General features: G+C 72.0%; 18 protein-coding genes. 8 read left to right on the forward strand and 10 right to left on the reverse strand.

What is annotated here, in order from left to right:
• Positions 1–47 precede the first annotated feature (47 nt).
• The 4 genes from H181DRAFT_RS03385 to H181DRAFT_RS03400 all read left to right on the forward strand — a co-directional run bounded on the left by H181DRAFT_RS03385 (position 48) and on the right by H181DRAFT_RS03400 (position 5,369).
• On the forward strand, positions 48–1,427 hold the full coding sequence (locus H181DRAFT_RS03385; protein WP_045862690.1) for an MFS transporter: 1,380 nt from the start codon (positions 48–50) through the stop codon (positions 1,425–1,427).
• Complete coding sequence (locus H181DRAFT_RS03390) at positions 1,424–3,184, forward strand: thiamine pyrophosphate-dependent enzyme (RefSeq protein WP_078895460.1); 1,761 nt, start codon at positions 1,424–1,426, stop codon at positions 3,182–3,184. Before H181DRAFT_RS03385 ends, H181DRAFT_RS03390 begins: the two co-directional genes overlap by 4 nt.
• 43 nt (positions 3,185–3,227) lie before the next feature.
• On the forward strand, positions 3,228–4,628 hold the full coding sequence (locus H181DRAFT_RS03395; RefSeq protein ID WP_368073251.1) for an aminobutyraldehyde dehydrogenase: 1,401 nt from the start codon (positions 3,228–3,230) through the stop codon (positions 4,626–4,628).
• A 126-nt stretch (positions 4,629–4,754) separates the two neighbouring features.
• Positions 4,755–5,369 (forward strand): hypothetical protein, encoded by a 615-nt coding sequence (locus tag H181DRAFT_RS03400; protein WP_107068673.1) that lies wholly within the window; start codon positions 4,755–4,757, stop codon positions 5,367–5,369.
• 123 nt (positions 5,370–5,492) lie between these two features.
• Here H181DRAFT_RS03400 and H181DRAFT_RS03405 read toward each other — a convergent pair whose 3' ends face one another.
• The 5 genes from H181DRAFT_RS03405 to H181DRAFT_RS03425 all read right to left on the reverse strand — a co-directional run bounded on the left by H181DRAFT_RS03405 (position 5,493) and on the right by H181DRAFT_RS03425 (position 10,336).
• Complete coding sequence (locus tag H181DRAFT_RS03405) at positions 5,493–6,242, reverse strand: amino acid ABC transporter ATP-binding protein (protein ID WP_045863036.1); 750 nt, start codon at positions 6,240–6,242, stop codon at positions 5,493–5,495.
• 143 nt (positions 6,243–6,385) lie between these two features.
• Positions 6,386–7,408, reverse strand: a complete 1,023-nt coding sequence (locus H181DRAFT_RS03410; RefSeq protein ID WP_078895461.1) for an amino acid ABC transporter permease — start codon at positions 7,406–7,408, stop codon at positions 6,386–6,388.
• Between the two features lie 137 nt (positions 7,409–7,545).
• Positions 7,546–8,508: an ABC transporter substrate-binding protein gene (locus H181DRAFT_RS03415; protein WP_045862692.1), complete on the reverse strand. Its 963-nt coding sequence runs from the start codon at positions 8,506–8,508 to the stop codon at positions 7,546–7,548.
• Positions 8,505–9,314, reverse strand: a complete 810-nt coding sequence (locus H181DRAFT_RS03420) for a nitrilase-related carbon-nitrogen hydrolase (protein ID WP_045862693.1) — start codon at positions 9,312–9,314, stop codon at positions 8,505–8,507. Before H181DRAFT_RS03420 ends, H181DRAFT_RS03415 begins: the two co-directional genes overlap by 4 nt.
• Before the next feature lie 26 nt (positions 9,315–9,340).
• The gene (locus H181DRAFT_RS03425) at positions 9,341–10,336 is read right to left on the reverse strand and encodes a substrate-binding domain-containing protein (protein WP_045862694.1); all 996 of its coding nucleotides are present in this window, start codon (positions 10,334–10,336) and stop codon (positions 9,341–9,343) included.
• Between the two features lie 227 nt (positions 10,337–10,563).
• On the opposite strand from H181DRAFT_RS03425, the gene H181DRAFT_RS03430 reads away from it, so the two are divergent.
• The 3 genes from H181DRAFT_RS03430 (at position 10,564) to H181DRAFT_RS03440 (ending at position 13,994) form a co-directional block, all read left to right on the forward strand.
• Positions 10,564–11,946, forward strand: a complete 1,383-nt coding sequence (locus tag H181DRAFT_RS03430) for an aminotransferase class I/II-fold pyridoxal phosphate-dependent enzyme (protein WP_045862695.1) — start codon at positions 10,564–10,566, stop codon at positions 11,944–11,946.
• Positions 11,947–12,064: 118 nt separating this feature from the next.
• Positions 12,065–12,964 carry a DUF4097 family beta strand repeat-containing protein gene (locus tag H181DRAFT_RS03435; RefSeq protein WP_045862696.1) on the forward strand — a complete coding sequence of 300 codons (900 nt, stop codon included), beginning with the start codon at positions 12,065–12,067 and terminating at the stop codon, positions 12,962–12,964.
• Between the two features lies 1 nt (position 12,965).
• Positions 12,966–13,994: a PadR family transcriptional regulator gene (locus H181DRAFT_RS03440; protein WP_045862697.1), complete on the forward strand. Its 1,029-nt coding sequence runs from the start codon at positions 12,966–12,968 to the stop codon at positions 13,992–13,994.
• 63 nt (positions 13,995–14,057) lie between these two features.
• Here the strand turns inward: H181DRAFT_RS03440 and H181DRAFT_RS03445 are convergent, their stop codons facing one another.
• Positions 14,058–14,642, reverse strand: coding sequence for a Uma2 family endonuclease (locus tag H181DRAFT_RS03445; protein WP_045863038.1), 585 nt, complete (start codon positions 14,640–14,642; stop codon positions 14,058–14,060).
• A 283-nt stretch (positions 14,643–14,925) separates the two neighbouring features.
• On the opposite strand from H181DRAFT_RS03445, the gene H181DRAFT_RS03450 reads away from it, so the two are divergent.
• Positions 14,926–15,447, forward strand: coding sequence for a DUF6624 domain-containing protein (locus H181DRAFT_RS03450; RefSeq protein WP_045862698.1), 522 nt, complete (start codon positions 14,926–14,928; stop codon positions 15,445–15,447).
• Positions 15,448–15,526: 79 nt separating this feature from the next.
• Here H181DRAFT_RS03450 and H181DRAFT_RS03455 read toward each other — a convergent pair whose 3' ends face one another.
• The 4 genes from H181DRAFT_RS03455 to H181DRAFT_RS03470 form a co-directional block, all read right to left on the reverse strand.
• On the reverse strand, positions 15,527–16,489 hold the full coding sequence (locus H181DRAFT_RS03455) for a zinc-binding dehydrogenase (RefSeq protein WP_045862699.1): 963 nt from the start codon (positions 16,487–16,489) through the stop codon (positions 15,527–15,529).
• Between the two features lie 153 nt (positions 16,490–16,642).
• Positions 16,643–17,437 carry an amino acid ABC transporter ATP-binding protein gene (locus H181DRAFT_RS03460; protein WP_302622621.1) on the reverse strand — a complete coding sequence of 265 codons (795 nt, stop codon included), beginning with the start codon at positions 17,435–17,437 and terminating at the stop codon, positions 16,643–16,645.
• A complete protein-coding gene (locus H181DRAFT_RS03465) occupies positions 17,434–18,399 on the reverse strand; it encodes an amino acid ABC transporter permease (protein WP_045862700.1) in 966 nt (321 codons plus the stop codon). Before H181DRAFT_RS03465 ends, H181DRAFT_RS03460 begins: the two co-directional genes overlap by 4 nt.
• Before the next feature lie 52 nt (positions 18,400–18,451).
• On the reverse strand, positions 18,452–19,408 hold the full coding sequence (locus H181DRAFT_RS03470) for an ABC transporter substrate-binding protein (protein ID WP_045862701.1): 957 nt from the start codon (positions 19,406–19,408) through the stop codon (positions 18,452–18,454).
• Positions 19,409–19,985 lie beyond the last annotated feature (577 nt).

The following is a 19,985-nucleotide window of genomic DNA, read 5'->3' on the forward strand; positions in this document are numbered from 1 at the left end:
ACCTCCCGCGCCCGGCGCGGGAGGTCGCCGTCCCCCGAGGAGACCCCATGACCCACGAGACGCCCCTCAGCAAGGAACCACCGCCGCCACCGGCGCCCAGGACCACGGTCCGCACGGCGGACATCAAGCGGCTGCTCTCCGCGGCGTTCGTCGGCACCGCGCTGGAGTGGTACGACTACTTCCTCTACGGCACGGCCGCCGCCCTCGTGTTCAACAAGCTGTTCTTCCCCGACCTCGACCCGGCCGTGGGCACCATCGCCTCGTTCATCACCTTCGCGGTCGGTTTCGTGGCGCGTCCCATCGGCGCGGCGATCTTCGGGCACATCGGCGACAGGCTGGGCCGGAAGACGGCGCTCATCGCGACCGTGGTGCTGATGGGCGTCACCACGGGCTGCATCGGCCTCCTCCCCGGATACGACACCATCGGCATCTGGGCGCCCGCGCTGCTGGCCACGCTGCGGTTCCTGCAGGGCATCTCGGTGGGCGGCGAGTGGAGCGGCGCCATGCTGCTGACGCTGGAGCACACCCCGAAGGAGAAGCACGGCAGCTACTCAGCCGTCCCCCAACTCGGCTCTCCCGTGGGCACGTTGCTCTCCAGCGGAGCGTTCGCCCTGGTGGGGATGCTCGATGACGACGCCTTCTACTCGTGGGGCTGGCGCATACCGTTCCTGTTCGCGTTCGTGCTGCTGTTCGTCGCGCTGTACATGCGGCTGCGCATCGAGGAGTCGCCGGTCTTCAAGGCGATGATGGAGGAGAGCGAGCGGAACGGGCCCCCGCCGGCGCCCCTCGTGGAGGCCTTCCGCCGCACCTGGGGACGCATCCTCATCGGCATCGCCGCGGCCTTCCTCGGCATCGGCGGCTTCTTCCTGCTGACGACGTTCATCATCAGCTACGGCACCGAACAGCTCGGCGTCGACAAGTCGGTGATGCTCAACGCCACGCTCGTCGGCTCGGTCGTCGAGATCGTCGTGCTCGTCGTGGCGGGCAGGATCGCCAACAAGGCCGGACCGTGGAAGGTCTGCACCGTCGGCGGCATCGTCTCCGTCCTCGCGGCCTTCCCCACGTTCTGGCTCGTCGACACGGGGCAGACCGCCCTGGTGATCCTCGGCGTCTCGCTGGGCATCGGCGCGATCTCCATCCCGTACGCGCCCATCGGCGCCGTGGTCTCCGGCATGTTCCCGGAGAACTTCCGCTACAGCGCCGTCGCGATGTCGTACAACCTGGCCGGTGTGCTCGCGGGCTTCGTGCCGCTGGTGGCCGCCTCGCTGCTGGGGCTCTCCGGCGGCGCGTCGTGGAGCGCCGCTCTCCTGCTCGTCTTCATCGCGGCCTGCACCACGGGCGGTTCGTACCTCGCGGGTCCGCAGCTGCGGCGCCGCCTCGGTCACGACCCGAGCAAGCAGCACGCCAACTCCAAGGCCATCGCATGACCGGCCGGCAGCTGACGCAAGAGCGCGCGGCGCACGGGCGCGCGGCCGACGGGGACCCGGCCGCGGACGGCGGCCGGCCCCCCGCGCGCAGCGGCGGGCGGATCCTGATCGACCAGCTCGCCGCACACGGTGTGGAGACCGTCTACGGAGTCCCCGGCGAGAGCTATCTCGACGCGCTGGACGCCCTGTACGACGCCTCCGTGCGCATGGTGGTGTGCCGTCAGGAGGGCGGGGCCGCCTACATGGCGGAGGCGTCGGGCAAGCTCACGGGCCGGCCCGGGGTCTGCTTCACCACCCGCGGTCCGGGTGCGTCGAACGCGCTCGTGGCGCTGCACACCGCGTTCCAGGACGCCACGCCGCTCGTGCTCTTCGTCGGCCTGGTGCCGCGCGCCCACCGGCACCGCCAGGCGTTCCAGGAACTCGACCTGAGGGGCACGTTCGGGGCGTCGGCGAAGCTCGTCGAGACCGTCGACGACGCGGCCCGGCTGCCGGAGTTCGTCGCCCGCGCCTTCGCCGTGGCGGCAGGCGGACGTCCGGGGCCCGTGGTGCTGGGCCTCCCGGAGGACATGCTCACCGACACGGCGCGGGTGCCGGACGCGGTCCCGCTCCCGGTGCCCGAGGGGGCGGTCTCCCCTGAGCAGCTCGACCGGCTCACCGCGCTGCTGGACCGGGCCGAGCGGCCGCTGGTGCTGCTGGGCGGAAGCCGTTGGACGGACGCGGCACGCGCGGACGTACGCGCGTGGGCGGAGACCTGGTCGCTTCCGCTGGCCGTCGGCTTCCGCTGCCAGGACCTCGTGCCCGAGGAGTGCGAGGTCTTCGCGGGCGCTCTGGGATACGGGCGCTCCGACGCGCTGGCCCGGCGGCTCGACAGCGCCGACCTGGTCATCTGCGTGGGGGAGGCGCCCGGCGACGTCGCCACCGACGGCTACACGCTGCTGGACCCGCACGACGCGGCCGGCGGCGCCCGGCACATCGTCCAGGTGCTGCCGGAGTCGCAGCCTCCCGGCTCGCAGCACTGCGCCGAACTCGCGCTGCTCGCCTCGCCCGAGGCGTTCGGCCGCGCGGTCGCCGGCTCCCGGCCCGCAAGCCCCGTGCCGTGGAGGGACCTCACCGCCGCCGACCGGGCGGCCCATCTCGACCACCGCCGCACCGTCCACGACGACGAACCGCTCGACCTGGGCGCCGTCTTCGCCGAGCTGGACGGGCGTCTGGACGCGGACGCCGTCGTCACCTTCGGCGCGGGCAACCACGCGCTGTGGGCGCAGCGGTTCGTCGGCTACCGGGAGGGCATGCGGCAACTCGCCCCGCGCAACGGGTCGATGGGCTACGGCATCCCGGCCGCGGTCGCCGCCAGCGTGGCGCACCCCGCCCGCCAGGTGGTCTCGGTCGCGGGCGACGGCTGCTTCCTGATGAACGGGCAGGAGCTGGCGACGGCGACGGCCGAGGGCGGATCGCCGCTGATCCTCGTCGTCGACAACGGCACGTACGGCACGATCCGCAAGCACCAGGAGATGCACTACCCCGGGCGGGTCAGCGGCACCGGCCTGGTCAACCCCGACTTCGCCGCGTACGCCGAGGCGTTCGGCGCGCACGGCGAGACCGTCACCCGCACCGGGGAGTTCGCCGCCGCGCTGGACCGGAGCCTCGCCGAATGCCGGAAGGGACGGGCGGCCCTGATCGCGCTGCGCCCCGCGCCGGACAGGCTCGCACCGGGCGTGACGGTCGGCTCCCTGCGAGAGGAGTCCTCGCGTGACTGACGTACTCGGGCCGGCCTCCGGCCCCGTCGAGCTGCGGAACGTCGTGGACGGCGCGAGCGTGCCCGTGGCGGCCCGCATGGATCTCACCGACCCGGCGACGGGCGAGACGTACGGCACCGCTCCCCTCTCCTCGTCCACCGACGTCGACACGGCCGTGGCCGCTGCCCGCCGCGCCTTCGCCGGCTGGCGCCGCAGCACGCCGGCCGACCGGCAGCGCGCCCTGCTGCACCTGGCCGACCTCGTCGCGGAGAGCGCCGACCGGCTGCTGGAGGCGGAGATCCGCGCCACCGGCAAACCCCCGGCGGTCACGCGGACCCTCGAAATCGACCGCGGCGTCGACCAGTTGCGCTTCTTCGCGGGAGCCGCACGGGTGCTGGAGGGCATCGCCGCGACGGAGTACACGGAGGGGCACACCTCGTACGTGCGGCGCGAGCCGGTCGGCGTGGTCGCCCAAGTGACGCCGTGGAACTACCCGTTCATGATGGCCGTCTGGAAGCTGGCCCCGGCGCTGGCGGCGGGCAACACCGTCGTGCTCAAGCCCTCGGACACCACTCCGGCCTCGACCGTGCTCCTGGGCGAGCTCGCGGCCCGCGCCTTCCCACCGGGTGTCGTCAACATCGTGTGCGGCGACCGCTCAACGGGCAAGGCGCTGGCCGAGCACCCGGGGGTCGACATGGTGGCCATCACCGGCAGCACCCGCGCCGGCGCGGAGGTGATGGCCTCCGCGTCCGCGCGGCTGACGAACGTGCATCTGGAGCTGGGCGGCAAGGCGCCCGCGGTGGTCTTCCCGGACGTCGACACGGCGCGCACCGCCCGTGCCCTGGCGGACGCCGCCTTCTTCAACGCCGGGCAGGACTGCACGGCCGTGACCCGGGTCCTCGTCGAACGCGCCGCGTACGAACCGCTGCTGCGGGAGCTGGTGGCCGCGGCGGAGGCGACCCCGGCGGGCGGCCCGCGGGAGGAGGCGTTCCTCGGGCCGCTCAACAGCGGGGCGCACCTCGGCCGCGTACAGGAAGCCCTCGCCGGACTGCCCGCGCACGCCGTGCTGGAGACGGGCGGACGCCGGCTGGAGCGTCCCGGTTTCTTCTTCCCGCCGACCGTGGTCTCAGGGGTGCGCCAGGACGACGACCTCGTCCAGCGTGAACTCTTCGGACCGGTCGTGACGGTGCAGCCCTTCGACACGGAGGAGGAGGCCCTGCAGCTGGCCTGCGGAGTCGACTACGGCCTCGCCTCCAGCGTGTGGACCGCCGACCTGGGCCGTGCGATGCGGCTCAGCTCCGCACTCGACTTCGGCTCCGTGTGGCTCAACTGCCATCAGGTGATCCTGCCCGAACTGCCGCACGGCGGGTTCAAGCAGTCCGGCATGGGCCGCGACCTGAGCCGCTACGGCTTCGACGACTACACGCGCGTCAAGCACGTCATGGCGTCCCACACCGCCCCCTGAGACCGGCGCGGCACCGGCCCTGCCCCCTCCGCACGGCCGGTGCCGCGTCACCCACCGCCCGCGGGGCGCCGGAACCCGCGCCCCGCCTCGCCCCGTGGCGGCCGTCGCGCGTGGGAGGCTCGGCCGGTGGCAGGCGCGCGGATGCGGTTCGAGGGCTCGATCGCGGGCATCGGCACGGAGTCGGGGACGCGGCTGGTGGTGGGCCACTGGACGCGCTCCCCGTTCGGCGCGTTCAGCGACGTCATGCTCGAACAGGCCGACGGGCAGCGCACGCTGCTCGCCCCGACCCGCCGCACCGCCGGCTTCGTCGCGGCCACGTACACCTTCGACCGGGCGCACGTCGTGCCGGTCACCGTGCGGGAGTCGGGCCTGGAGTGGGACGTCGTCGCAGGCGACCTGCGCCTGAGCCTCACCCTCGGCGCGCGCGGCCCGCTCGGGCTCCTGCTGCACGCGGTCCCGCGGGCCCTCTCCGCACGCCCGGCGTGGGCCGCCCTCGTCGACGTGCCCGCGCGCGTGCTGCCCGGGGTGCGGACCCGGGGCAGCGCCGGGCAGGGCCGCCGCGAGTGGTACGGCGTGCACGACCTGCGGCCCGTTGTGGCCGCCCGCGCGTCCCTCGCCGGGGAGGACCTCGGGCCGCTGGCGCCCGTCCACCCGCCCGTCCGGTTCGGCTTCGGCTCCGTACCGCGACGGCCCTCCGTCGCCCGCGTCACCACGACCGTGGACCTGGGACGGCACGCGTGACCAGCGGAACCCGGCACGCGGGCGTGCTCCGGGGATCGCGGCGGCCGCCCGGCCGGACGGGCCGGTGCCGCCCCCCGTACGGCACCGGCCTCTCGCGGGCCGGGACCGGGGCGCGCCGCGCCGTCAGAGGAAGCGCTTCAGGAACGCCTGCGTGCGCGGATTGGACGGCCGGTCCAGTACGGACGGCGGGCCGCTCTCCAGCACCCGGCCCTCGTCCATGAACACGACGCGGTCGGCGGCCTCCTTGGCGAACGCGATCTCGTGCGTGACCACGACCATGGTGAGGCCGTCGCGGACGAGATCGCGCATCGTCTCCAGCACCTCCCCGACCAGCTCCGGGTCGAGGGCCGAGGTCGGCTCGTCGAAGAGCATCAGCTTCGGCTGCATGGCCAGGGCCCGGGCGATGGCCACGCGCTGCTGCTGGCCGCCGGAGAGCTGCCGCGGATAGGAGCCGGCCTTCTCCGACAGGCCCACGCGGCGCAGCAGTTCGTGCGCCCGCTCCTGCGCCTCGGCCTTCGGCCGGCGCCGCACCCCGACGGGCGCCTCGATGACGTTCTGCAGGACCGTCTGGTGCGGGAAGAGGTTGAAGTGCTGGAAGACCATCCCGATGTCGCGCCGCTGGCGCGTCACCTCGCGGGGCCGCAGATGGTGCAGGCGGCCCTTGTGCTCGCGGTAGCCGATGAGTTCGCCCGCGACGCGGATGGAACCGCCGTCGGGCGCCTCCAGATGGTTGATGCAGCGCAGGAACGTGGACTTGCCGGAGCCCGACGGGCCGAGCAGCACGACGACTTCGCCCGTGCCCACGTCCATGTCGATGCCCTTGAGGACCTCCAGGGAGCCGAAGCTCTTGCGTACGTTGCGCGCCCGCAGCATCGGCGGCTGCCCCTGGACGGCGGAAGGGGCGGGTGCGGTGGCCGCGGCGGGCGTGACGGCCCCCTCGGGTCCGTCGGGCGCGACGGTCCCGGTGCCGCTGCCTGCCGGGCCGCCCGGGGCGGCGTCCTTGGCCGGGGGACGGCTCATGCTGACTCCTTGGGGTCCGGTTCCTGGTCCTGCCCGGTGGCCGCCGGTGTGCGGACGCGGCGTCGGAAGAGAGCGAAGTCCCAGAAGCTCTGCGGGGCGTTGCGGGTGGCGCCGCGGGCGTAGTAGCGCTCGATGAACGACTGGCCGACGTAGAGGACGGACGTCATGAGCAGGTACCAGAGGCAGGCGACGAGCAGCAGCGGGATGGTCTCGAAGGTCCGGTTGTAGATGGACTGCACGGTGTAGAGCAGGTCCGACAGCGCGATGACGCTGACCAGCGACGTGGCCTTGAGCATGTTGATGACCTGGCTGCCCGTCGGCGGGACGATGAAGCGCATCGCCTGGGGCAGCACGATCCGGCGGAGGCTGCGTGAGCGGGTCATGCCGAGGGCGTCGGACGCCTCCGTCTGGCCCGGGTCGACGCCGAGGAGCCCGCCGCGGACGATCTCCGCCATGTACGCGGCCTCGTTCAGGCCGAGCCCGAGGATGGCCGCGAAGAGCGGGGTGATCAGGTGGTTCGTCTGCCCGCTGACGAACTCGGGCCCGAAGGGGACTCCGAGGGAGATGCGGGGCAGCAGCGCGGAGAGGTTGTACCAGAAGACGAGCTGCACCAGTACCGGCACGCCGCGGAAGAACCAGACGTACGCGCCGCACACCGTCCTGAGGACGGGGTTCGCGGACATCCGTCCGACGGCGACGAGCACGCCGAGGACGATCCCGATGACCATGGCGACGACGGTGAGTTCGATGGTGGTGGCGATGCCCTTGCCGATGATCTCGGCGGTGAAGTAGCTGCCGACCGTCTCCCACTCGAAGTTGGGATTGGTGAAGAGGAAGTGGCACAGCTGCGCCCCGAGCACGGCGAGGACCGCGATGGCCAGCCAGCGCAGCGGGTGGCGTACGGGAGCGGCGCCGGCCACGTCGACGTCCGCGTGTCCGGCTGATCCGGACGCGGCTGCCTTCTCGCTTCCCTCCTCGGGATCGTCGCGCTTCGTGGCCTGTGGGTGCGCGGTGGCCATGTCGGGGTCACCTCCTGTGTGGTTCAGGGCCTCCTCCCGCCGGGCGGGAGGAGGACGGATGCCGGCTCGGGTCGGTGCGGTGCGGTGCGTCGCCCGGGACGCTCCGGGTCCGGCGGGGCGCCGGGACCCGGAGCCGGTCAGGCTTCTCCGCCGAGGTTGACCCCCGGCTCCTTGAGGGCGTTGTCGCTGGTGCCCCACTTCTTCATGACGGCGCCGTACGTGCCGTCGTCGATCAGCTTCTTCAGCGCCTTCACGAGCACGTCCCGCAGAGGCGAGTCCTTGGGCACCACGGCGCCCTGGTAGAGGTCGTCGAATCCGTTGGACTCGCCGGTCCCCGCCAGTTCGAGTGTGCCCTTCGCCTCCTTGACGAAGTAGGTCAGCGGCGCCTGGGAGGAGAAGAAGGCGTCGGCCCGTCCGGACCGAACGGCCAGGACGGAGCCCGGCTGGTCCTTGTACGACTGGACGCGCACGGTCTTCTTCCCGTCCTTCTCGCACTCGCGCGCCTGCTCCTTGATGACGCCCTCGGCCGAGCCGCCCGCCATGACGGCGATGCGCTTGCCGCAGGTGTCGGCCAGCGACTCGATCTTCTCCGGGTTGCCCTTCTTCACGGCGAAGACCACGTACTCGCGGACCCAGTCGACGAAGTCGTTGGACTTCTGGCGGTCCTTGAAGTCGCCGACGGGGCCCAGCGCGAGGTCGTACCGCCCGGCCTTGATACCCGTGAGGGAGCTGGGCAGGCCGTCTGCCGTCACATGGTCGATCTTGACGCCGAGGAGCTGCCCGAGGGCCGTGGCCATGTCGGCGGAGGCGCCGGTCAGGCTGCGCCCGTCGGAGCCGGCGATCTCGTACGGAGGGAAGGAGCCGTTGTTGACGGAGGTCATCTTCCCCGCCTTGCGGATCTTCTCGGGCAGCATCCCGTGCAGCTCGGGGTCCTTCTCGACCTTCGGCAGCTTGCCCTCCTTCGCCGCCGAGTCCTTCTTGCCGCCTCCCTCGGCCTGCGGCGGGTTGCTGCCGCAGGCGCCGAGGGTGAGGCAGGCGAGGGCGGTGGCGCCGGCGAGCAGCGCACGTGTGAGGGGACGGTGAGCGGATGCGGTGTTCATGGCAGTTCTCCCGGGGCGAGGAGTCGGGGGCTGACGGCGAAGCGGCGGTTGGCGAGCACGGGAAGCGTGCGGCGTGCGGCGAGGGTGGTTTCGGGGTCGGTCTCGGACCAGGCCAGACCCGGGCTGTGGGACAGCCGGGCCCGTACGGTGCCCAGCGGATCGACGATCATGCTGTTGCCGATGTTGCGGGGCCCGCACTCGCCGCTCGCGGCGACCCAGCAGGTGTTCTCCAGGGCCCGCGCGGCGAGCATGACCTCCCAGTGGCGTTCCTTGGCCGGTCCGCGCACCCAGGCCGCCGGCAGGGCCAGGACCTCGGCGCCGGCGTCGACCAGCAGCCGGGCCAGTTCGGGGAAGCGGACGTCGTAGCAGGTCATCAGGCCGACCTGGGTTCCGGCGACGTCGAGGACCACGGGCGGTTCGTCCGCCGGCCGCACGTGGGCCGACTCCTGGTCGCCGAAGGCGTCGTAGAGGTGGATCTTGCGGTAGCGGGCCACCAGGCGGCCGTCCCTGATGGCCACCAGCGTGTTGAACACCCGCCCGTCGCCCGAGGGTTCGTGGATACCGGCCACCACCGTGGTGTGCCCGCCCTCCGTCGTCTCGCGGAGCGCCGAGACGAAGGGCCCGTCGAGGGGCTGGGCGACCTCGCGTATGCGGTGGCGGTCCTCGGTGAACCGGGCGAGCACGCCCTCCGGCAGCACGAGCAGGTCGGCGCCGCCGCGCTCCGCCCGGGCCGTGAGGTCCTGGCAGGCGAGGAGGTTGTCCTTCCAGTCGGGGCTGGCGGTGAACTGTCCGACGGCGGTGCGCATGGGGTGCTTCTCCGAACTTCGGTGCCCTAGCGGGCGGTCAGGGCTTCGGGCTGGGCGGCGGGGACGGCGAGAGCGGGGTCCGGGAAGAGGACGTCCGGGTCGATCGGGTCGGGCCAGATGCCCTGCTGGTGGAGTTCCGTGCAGAAGGCGCGGATCATCGCGGCGTTGGGCTCGGTGCCGTAGGGCATCCAGTCGTCGCCGAACAGCTGTGCCGACTCGGTGAGTTCGCGCAGCAGCCAGGGCGTCGTGTCGGCGAGGAGGCGGCGCCGCGCCACCCAGTGGCGCTTGGACTGCTCGAGCGCGGCGAGCAGGACGCCCGGCAGCTCGGGTGCGGCTTCCACCGTCTCCCGCCGCAGCGTGACGAGGTGGATGCCGGGGACGAAGCCGCGCTCTTCCCAGTAGGCGCGCTCCGCGGCGGAGTGGTCGGCGAGCAGGTGCCGGAACCGGCTGTCGCGGGTGAACAGTTCCGGCGGCATGAACGGGGTGAGGACGGCGTCCAGACGGCCGGCCGCCAGCTCGTCCACGAGCGACTCGCCTTCGCCCAGGGCGGACACGTTCGAGGGGGGCGTGCGCGGCCCCAGCCGCTCCTTGCCGGACTCCCCCGCGACCAGTGGGCCCACCCGCCAGTCGACCCCGGCGAGTTCGACGCCCTCGGCGCGCAGCAGCGCGCGCGTCCAGGTGTTGCCCGAGTCGGGCCAGCCGGTCAGCCCCACGCGCGCTCCGGCGAGTTCGCCGAGCGCCGTGCGCGGGCTGTCGGAGCGGACGAGCACGCAGCGGTGCCGGAATCCGCGCATGACGAAGGCGGGCAGGCCGACGAGCCGGTCGTCGCCGGCGGCGCGTGCCTGGACGTAGCGGCTGAACGACGTCTCACCGCCGTCGAGTCCGGGTTCGGCCAGCACGTCGGGCGTGACGTCGCGCGACTCGACGCGGAGGTCGAAGCCCGGTGTGGGGACGCGGCCGGCCGCCAGCGGGACGAGATGGTCCCAGTCGCGCAGTGCGAGGCGGATGGCGGTTCGCGACACGTCGTGCTCCCTGTTTCCGTGCGGGCCGGGTCCGTTCTCCGGCGCGGCGCGGACTTGTGGCTTTCGTCCTGCTCGCCGGGTTGGGGCGAACAGGTCCGGACGCGACGGAGGTTATTGTTCAGCCTGCTCAGCGCACAAGAGTGTCTTTGTTTCCGAACATATCTTTCTCCCAGGGTGATCCGGCGACTACGCTGCGAGCGCCGCATACCGAGACCAGGAGTTGCGTGATGGTTCAGAGCCCCGCAGTGCGCCCGGAGACCAAGGGGCCTTCGGCCGCCGAACTGGCCGGCAAGCTGGCCGAGACCAGCGCCCGCGGCATCGCCGCCGCCATGACGGACCTCATACGCAGCGGCGAACTCCCCCCGGGCGCCTCCCTGCCCACGGTCCGCGCCCTCGCGACCCGGCTCGGCGTCAGCCCGGGAACCGTCGCCGAGGCGTGGGCGGTGCTGCGGAAGCACCGGATGATCACCACGCTCGGGCGGCGCGGCAGCATGGTCAGCGGCCCTCCCGCCATCTCCCACCCGGTCCGCTTCGAGCGCATCGGCGACCTGGGGGACCACCTGACCCAGGACCTGGCGCTCGCCGCACCCGACCCGGCGCTCCTGCCGCCGCTGGAGGAGGCGCTGCTCGCCGGCGTCAGAACCCCCCGCCTCAACGACTACTCGCGCACGGCCGTCACCCCCGCCCTCCTCGAAGCCGTGGACGGCACCTGGCCGTTCACGCCCGAGGCATGGCTGGCCGTCGGCGGCGGGTTCGAGGGCGTGCATCTGCTCTGCCAGGCGCTGCTCGTCCCCGGCGACCGCGTGGCCGTCGAAGAGCCCACCGCCGTGAGGCTGCTGGACATCCTGGACGCCCTGGAGGTCCGCACCGTCCCGGTGGCCTGCGACGACGACGGCCCGCTGCCCGGCTCCCTCACCGAGGCCCTGAACGCGCGCCCCGCGATGTTCCTGCTCCAGCCGCGCGGCCAGACCCCGTGCGGATGGTCTCTCGGCGCCCGGCGCGCGGAGGAGCTGGCGGCCGTCCTGGAGGGCGCCGCGAACGTGTCCGTCGTGGAGGACGACGGCCTCGGCCCGCTCGCCGCCGCCCCCGCGCACAGCATCGGCTCCCATCTCCCGGGCCGCACCGTCGTCGTGCGCTCGTACTCGAAGGCGTACGGCCCCGACCTGCGGCTGGCGGTGCTCGGCGGGCCGCGGAGCATCGTGGAGCGGGCCCGCGTCCTGCGCACGTACGGCACGGGATGGACCAGCCGCATCCTCCAGGACGCCCTCGCCCACCTGCTGACCGACGGCTCGACCGCCGAACACGTCGAGAACGCCGTCCGCCACTACCGGCTGCGCCGCGTGGGCCTCGCGGAGAGGCTGGCGGAGCACGGCATCGAGACCCGCAACAAGGACGGCCTGTCCCTGTGGATCCCGGTGGCCGACGAGACCTCCGCCCTGGTCACGCTCGCGGCGCGCGGCACCACCGCCTCGCCCGGCAGCCACTTCTCCACCTCTCCGCACCCGCCCCACATCCGCATCGCCATCACGCGGCTCCCCGGTGACGCCGCCTCACTCGACGCGACGGCGGCGCTCGTCGCCCACGCGGCACGTACGGACCGGAGGCCCTGAGCGGCGGCGGCCCGCCCGCCCCCTGCCGGATCGCGGCGTTCCCCTTCCCGGGGCCCGGAGCTTGCCTCCGCGCCACACACGACATATCGTGTTGACAGCGGACGCGATATGTCGCCGCATGTCGATCCAGGAGGCCGCCGTGCCCTCACCACGCTCGTGGCAGATCACCGACGCCCGGACCCTCGACTTCGACGACCCCGTCGAGAACCTCCAAGTGCGCGTCGTGAACGGCACGGTCAACGTCGTCGGAACCGACGGGCCCGGGGCGCGCGTCGAGGTGAGCGAAGTGGAGGGCCCGCCGCTGCTGGTGACGCGGGAAGGCCCGTCCCTGGTCATCGCCTACGAGGACGTCCCCTGGAAGGGCTTCCTGAAGTGGCTCGACCGGAAGGGCTGGAACCGCAAGGCCGTCGTCTCGGTGTCCGTACCAGCGCGGGCGCGGCTGTCCGTGGGCGTCGTGGGGGCCCGCGCGTTCGTCTCCGGCATCACGGGACGCACCGACATCCGCGGCGTCAGCGGAGACACCACGCTCGTGGGGCTCACCGGCCCGGTGCGGGCCGACACCGTCTCGGGCGACGTCGAAGCTCAGGGACTCGCCGGCAAGCTCGACTTCAACTCGGTCTCCGGAAACCTCACCCTGATCGACGGTCACGCGGGCGCGGTCCGGGCCGACTCCGTCAGCGGAGACATGATCCTCGACCTCGACCCGGGCGGCCGCGAGGGCGGCCCCGCCACCGCGAGCGGGATGGACGTCGGCCTGGCCACGGTCTCCGGCGCGGTCGCCGTCCGCCTGCCCTCCCCCGTCGACGCCGTCGTCGAGGCAGGCAGCGCGAGCGGCGGAGTCTCCAGCGCCTTCGAGGAGTTGAAGGTCGAAGGGATGTGGGGGGCGCAGAAGGCGACGGGCACGCTCGGCTCCGGAGGCGGAAGGCTCAAGGCCGACAGCGTCTCGGGCTCCATCGCGCTCCTGCGCCGCACCACCCCGCATGACGACGAGACCCCCCACTTCAGCAAGGACGTCTGACATGCCTCCCGTCTTCGCCCACGGCCGTCTGCGCCTCTACCTGCTCAAGCTGCTCGACGAGGCCCCGCGGCACGGCTACGAGGTGATCAGGCTGCTGGAGGAGCGTTTCCAGGGCCTCTACGCGCCGTCCGCGGGCACCGTCTACCCCCGTCTCGCGAAGCTGCGGGACGAGGGCCTCGTCAGCCACACCACCGAGGCCGGCGGCCGCAAGGTCTACTCGATCACCGACGCCGGGCGCGAGGAACTCGCCAACCGGCAGGGCGAGTTGGCTGAGCTGGAGGTGGAGATCAGCGAATCCCTGACCGCCCTGGCCGCCGACATCCGCGAGGACGTCAGCGGCTCCGCACGCGACCTGCGGCGCGAGATGGCCGCCCAGGCCGAGCGTGCGCGCGCGGGCAACGGGAAGGGCGCCCGCGCCGACGCCGGATGGGGCGACCGGGAGTCCTGGCAGCGGACCAAGGAGGAGATGAAGCGGGCCAGGGACGAGTGGAAGGAGCAGGCCCGCCGCGCGAAGCGGGAGACGCAGCAGGCCAAGCGCAGGGCGAAGGAGGCCGAGGCGCGTGCCGCCGCGGTCGAGGAGGTGCAGCGCATCGCCAAGGACGTCCAGGAGCAGGTCCAGTCGCGGGCAAGGTCGGGCGACTGGCCGGGAGCGGTCCGCGACGGCATGTCTCAACTCGCCCGCGAGATGGGGAACCTGGGCCGCCTCACGGCGCACACCACTTCCTGGTTCCCCTCCCAGGAGGCGGAGCGGCCGGACACCGGCGCAGGCGGCGCGGCGGACGGGACACCGCCCCCCGCCCCGGTCACGGAGCCCGACTGGGCGCGGGAGAAGGGCACTTCGAGCGGCGACCCGGGCCGCGACCTGGAGCGGCTGCTCGACCACTTCCGTGACGACGTACGCGACGCCGCACGCGACAACGGCGTGACCGAGGATCAACTGCGCGAGGCCCGGCGGCACTTGTCGGCAGCGGCGGCCCGGCTCGTCCTGCTGCTGAAGGACCCGGAGAGCTACGGGCACCTCGGGGAGTGAGCCCGGAGGGCGCCGGGCGCGGGCGCGCCCGCCGGACGGTGCGAACGCCTTCGCCCGCCGCCGTCAGAACTGTCCGGTGTCCAGCTCGAAGCCGAGGGGCTCGGGCAGTTCGACGACCTTGGACAGTTTGGCCTCGGCCCTGCGGGTGTACGCACCGTCCGACGGCTCGGAGTAGACCACGGCCTCTTCGGCTTCGCGGTCGATGAGCAGATAGCACGGGATCCCGGCCCGGGCGTAGCCGCGGAGCTTGGGGCCGCGGTCCTGCCTCCCGGTGGAGGGGGAGGTGACCTCACCGACGAGCAGGACGGGCGCCGGATCGTGGTACTCCGCCGCGTCCCCGAAGCTTCCCTTGGGGGCGATGACCAGGTCCGGCACGACCTTGCCCGTGGGAGAGGCGTCCGGGACGTACAGGCCGAGGCCCGTGTAGCGCCCGAGTTCCTTCCGGTGGTCGCGAACCTGCCCGGACACCTCGGACACGATCTCTTCGTGCTCACCGTTCGCCGGTGGGACCACGTGGATCTCCCCCTCGATCAGCTCCACGCGCCACCCCTCGGGGGCTGCTGCGCTCAATGCGTCGAAGGCGTTCTCCACCGATGAGCCCATGCTGTCGTCGGCTACCACGTCGGACTCACGCTCAGGGGCTGCCATGGTCACGTGGACCTCCTTCGTCACCGGCGACGATTCCAGGGTAGCGACGTGACGACGGGCCGGGGCGGCCGAGCGCCACCACATCGTGTGATCGGAGCTCTCAATCGCCTCGCGGAGCCGTGGTGCCGTGCTGTCGAACGGCTCGGAGAGGGCGGCCGCGAACCGTCCCTTCCATTGTCCCGGTGAGCGGCGCGACGTGTCGCCACTCCTCCGGATGATCTTTGATTCGCCATTCCCGCCTACCGTGTGCAGTCGTCACACCCGCACGGAGAAGGGGGACCTGATGAACTCCGAACTGATGAACTCCGAACTCGCCGCCGAACTGACGCGCATGGCCGAGGAGGACCACCGGACGTCCGCGGACGGCCTCAGCGACGACTTCGCCAGGCAGCTGGCCTGGCGGCGGCTCACCGCGCGGCACGGCGACCGCCTCGCGGAGATCATGGACGAGCACGGCTGGCCGACTCCGGCCCTCGTCGGCGCGGAGGCGTCCCGTGCCGCCTGGCTGATCGCCCAGCACGCCGACCGCCAACTCGACGTCCAGCGGCGCGCGCTGGCCCTGATGGAGCAGGCGGCGGAGACCGGCGGGGCCGATCCCGCCCAGCTCGCCTTCCTCCGCGACCGCACGTACGTCAACGAGGGCCGCGAGCAGCTGTACGGCACCCAGATCGCCGGAGTGCGCGACGGCGCACCCGTCCCGTGGCCGTGCGTGGACCCCGCCCGGATGGACGAGCGGCGTGCGGAGGTGGGCATCGAGCCGTTCGCGGTGCACACCGCGCGCCACGCACCGCCCGCCGCCGGCTGAACGGGCGGCGGCGGACGGCAGGCGGGGCGGCGGGCGCGGCCGGGGCGGTGAGGGTACGAGGGAGCCGGAGGGCGCCGGGTCAGACGGTGAGCACGACCTTGCCGAACAGGTCGCCCTCCGCCATCTTCGCGAAGCCCTCGCGCGCCCGGTCCAGCGGCAGCGTCGAGTCGATGACCGGACGTACGCCCTTGGCCGCGCAGAAGCTCAGCAGCGACGCCAGCTCCTCCTTGCTTCCCATCGTGGAGCCGACGATCTTCAGCTCCAGGAAGAAGACCCGGTTGAGCTCGGCCGCGGGCGGGTTCGGGCCGCTGGTGGCCCCGGAGATCACGACCGTGCCGCCCGGCTTGAGGGACTTCAGCGAGTGCGACCACGTCGCCGCGCCCACGGTCTCCAGCACGGCGTCGACCCGCTGGGGCAGGCGTGCGCCGCTCTCCACCGCCGCCTCCGCGCCGAGTTCGACGGCGCGCTTGCGCTTGTCCTCGTGACGGCTGGTGGCGAACATCCGCAGCCCCGCCGCGGCTCCGAGCACGATGGCGGCGGTCGCGACGCCGCCGCCCGCGCCCTGCACCAGGACGCTGTCGCCCGGCCGTACGCCCGCGTTCGTGAAGAGCATGCGGTACGCGGTCAGCCAGGCGGTCGGCAGGCAGGCGGCCTCCTCGAAGGAGAGCTCGGCCGGCTTGGGCAGCACGTTCCACTGCGGGACGGCGACCCGCTCGGCGAAGGTGCCCTGGTACTTCTCGGTGAGGAGTGTCCTGCGCTCGCCGGGGCCGACACCGTGGCCGGTGGCGCCGATGACGGAGTGCAGCACGACCTCGTTGCCGTCGGCGTCGACGCCCGCGGCGTCGCAGCCCAGCGTCATGGGCAGCAGGTCCTCGCCGAGGCCCACCCCCCGCAGCGACCAGAGATCGTGGTGGTTGAGCGAGGCCGCCTTGACGTCGACCGTCGTCCAGCCGGCGGGGACTTCCGGTTCGGGTCGCTCGCCCAGCTCCAGGCCTTCGAGCGGCTGGTCCTTGTCGATACGCGCGGCGTAAGCAGCAAACATGATCCAGACGCTACTCCCGGACGGCGACGGCCAACCAGGGCCCGCCCCTGCATAGCGACAGATCTCACGGCGGCGCGGGCACGGCGAGCGGCGCGGGCCTCTGGCCCCGGCCCGGCTCGGCGTGCCCGCGTCGCTGCACCGTCGCCCGGCTGCCTAGAGGACCTTCGACAGGAAGGACTTCGTCCGCTCGTGTTGCGGATCGGTCAGGACGTCGCGGGGGTTGCCGTACTCGACCACCACGCCGTCGTCCATGAAGACGAGGGAGTCGCCCACCTCGCGGGCGAAACCCATCTCGTGCGTGACGACGATCATCGTCATGCCGTCCTCGGCGAGGTCCCGCATCACGTCCAGCACCTCGCCGACGAGCTCCGGGTCGAGCGCGGAGGTGGGCTCGTCGAAGAGCATCAGCTTCGGCTCCATCGCCAGCGCGCGGGCGATGGCGACGCGCTGCTGCTGGCCCCCGGAGAGCTGCGAGGGGTAGCTGTCGGCCTTGTCGGACAGTCCGACGCGGGCGAGCAGGGCACGGGCGCGCTCCTGCGCCTTCGCCCTGCTCTCGCGCTTGACCAGTACCGGCGCCTCCATGACGTTCTCCACCGCGGTCATGTGCGGGAAGAGGTTGAAGCGCTGGAAGACCATCCCGATGTCGCGCCGCTGCGCCGCGACTTCGCGGTCCCGCAGTTCGTAGAGCTTGTTGCCGTGCTCGCGGTAGCCGACGAGGGTGCCGTCGACGTAGAGGCGGCCCGCGTTGATCTTCTCCAGGTGGTTGATGCACCGCAGGAAGGTCGACTTGCCCGAGCCCGAGGGCCCGACGATGCAGAAGACCTCGCGCGGCGCGACCTCCAGGTCGATGCCCTTCAGCACCTGGACCGGGCCGAAGGACTTGTGCACCGCCTCGGCCTTCACCATCGGGATCGCCGTGGTCTTCCCCGTGCTGCCGTTGTTGCTCATGCGGCGCCTCCCGCTCCCGAACCGGAGCCCGATCCCGTACCGCGGCTGAAGGTGAAGACCAGCTGCCGCGCCCGCTGCCACGGTGTCGCGGGCAACTGGCGCGACGAGCCGCGCGCGTAGTGACGCTCCAGGTAGAACTGCCCGATGCTGAAGATCGTGGTGATGACGAGGAACCAGATGGTCGCCACGAACAGCATCTCCACGACCGCACCGGAGTTGTTTCCGATGTTCTGCGACTTGCGCAGCACTTCCTCGTACTGCACGACGGCGCAGAGAGCCGACGTCTTCAGCAGGTTGATGAACTCGTTGCCGGTGGGCGGCACGATGACGCGCATGGCCTGCGGCAGCACGATGCGGCGCATGTTCTGGCCGCTGGTCATGCCGAGCGCCTGCGACGCCTCGGTCTGCCCCTCGTCGACGGACTGGATGCCGGCGCGGCAGATCTCCGCCATGTACGCGGCCTCGTTGAGGCCCAGCCCGAGCAGGGCCGCCATGAAGGGCGTCATGACGTCCGTCATCTCGTCCTTGTAGATCGGGCCGAGATTCAGGTACGGGAAGATGAGCGCCAGGTTGAACCAGAGCAGCAGCTGGACGTAGACGGGCGTGCCCCGGAAGAACCAGATGTAGCCCCAGGCCACGGACGACGTCACCGGGTTCTTCGACATCCGCATGACCGCGAGCACGACGCCGAGCACGAGGCCCATCAGCATCGACAGCACGCTGACCACGAGGGTGTTCTTGACGCCCTCCATGATCTGGTCGTTGAAGAAGAACTCGCCGACGGAGCCCCATGTGAGGTCCGCCTCGGCGAACGCCTTGACGACGAGGCCCAGCAGGGCGAGGACGACGACGGCGGACACGTAGCGGCCGTAGTGCCGCACGGGTATCGCCTTGATCGCCTCCGGGGGCGTGACGACCTTGGGAGGCGCGCCGTCCTGCGCCTTGTCGAGGGGTGCGGTCATGGGTGTTGCCTTTCAGCGTGCGTTCAACGTCGGTCCCGGGGCCTTCGCAGCCTCAGGAACCGCTGTTGATCTTCGCCGCGTCGACACCGCCGTCCTCGACGCCCCACTTCTTGAGCGCCTTCTCGTACGCGCCGTTCTCGATGATCTCGCTCAGCGCGGCCTTGAGCGCGCCGCTCAGCTTGTCGTTGCCCTTGGAGACGGCCATGCCGTAGGGAGCGGACTCCATCTGCTCGCCGACGACCTCGAAGTCGCGGCCTTCCTTGGCGGCGTTGGCGGCGACGGGGAAGTCGGAGATGTCCGCGACGACGCCACCGGCCTTCAGCCGCACCCGGGCCTCGTCGTCGTTGTCGAAGGGCTCGACGGTGATCGGCCGCTTCCGGTCCTTCTTGCACTTGTCCGTCTGCTTCTTGAGGATCTCGTGCGAGGTCGTGCCGCGCTGGGTCGCGACCTTCTTGCCGCAGAGCTGCTCGACGGACTCGATCTTCTCGGGGTTGCCCTTCTTGACGAGGATCGAGGAGCCGGCCGTGAGGTAGTCGACGAAGTCGACGCCCTTGCCGACCTTCTTGCCCTGGTCGTCCAGGCCCTCCTGGCGGTCCTTGGTGTCCGTCATCGAGGACATGATCATGTCGAAGCGGCCGGTCTGGAGCGAGGTGATCAGGCCGTCGAAGGTGCCGTTGGTGAACTCGAAGCGCACACCGAGCTCTTTGCTCATGGCGTCGGCGAGGTCGGGGTCGAGACCGACTATCTCCTGGCCGATCTTGTACTCCATCGGCTTGTAGGCGGCGTCCGTGCCGACCTTGATGACGCCCTTGTCCTGGATCTTCTTCGGCAGCTTGTCGAAGAGGGGCGCCTTGCTGCCCTCGACCTTCGAGCTCTCCGACGCGCCGTCCGTCTGGTCCCCGCATCCGGCCAGCAGGAGCGCGCCGGTCACCGCGAGGGCGACGGGCGCAGCCGTCCGTGCACGCCGTGCCGTGGCGGTGACCTGGCGTCGGGTAGTGCGTGCGGTCATGGCGGGGTCCTCCTGCTGTGAGCGGCGGCCGGTCGGGCACACCTGCGCGTGTCACGACCGCGTGGGTGGCGGCTGGGATGGGGAAATCCTGCCATCCGTTCAGGCGGTTACCGACGGCTGGCGAGTCAAAATCGGATAACGGAGCCCGCAATCCGAATACAGGTCGCTCACGCGTCGCGTACAAGGTGTCGCTATCAGTCGGCGGGAGACCTGCGTCACACCGCCACGGAGTCGCGGTCCGTTGACGCACGGACTGCCTCGGTGGCACCACTTCCCGACGTACGGCGACCTTCCGGCTGTTCTGTCAGCTAATGTCCGATTACTGGTTACTGCCGTACGGGAAGCGGGTCGTAACGCAAGGGCCTTGTCCGGTAGAAAGGTCGATTACACCCCTCACCCGGGGACCGGGGCGCGTGTGCGGCGCGCCCGGCGTTCGCCTCTCCCCACCGGGCCTCCACAGCCCACCGGGGACACACCCGGGCCCAGCCGGCCCGGGTTCGGCGCCTGGACGGCGGCCAACCGCCGGCCGGGCAGCGGACGTGGTTTCCCGCCCGTTCCTCAACCAGGGAGCGGCCAC

It is taken from the genome of Streptomyces sp. WMMB 714, from assembly GCF_900090125.1.
In the GTDB taxonomy this organism is placed as follows: domain Bacteria; phylum Actinomycetota; class Actinomycetes; order Streptomycetales; family Streptomycetaceae; genus Streptomyces; species Streptomyces daqingensis.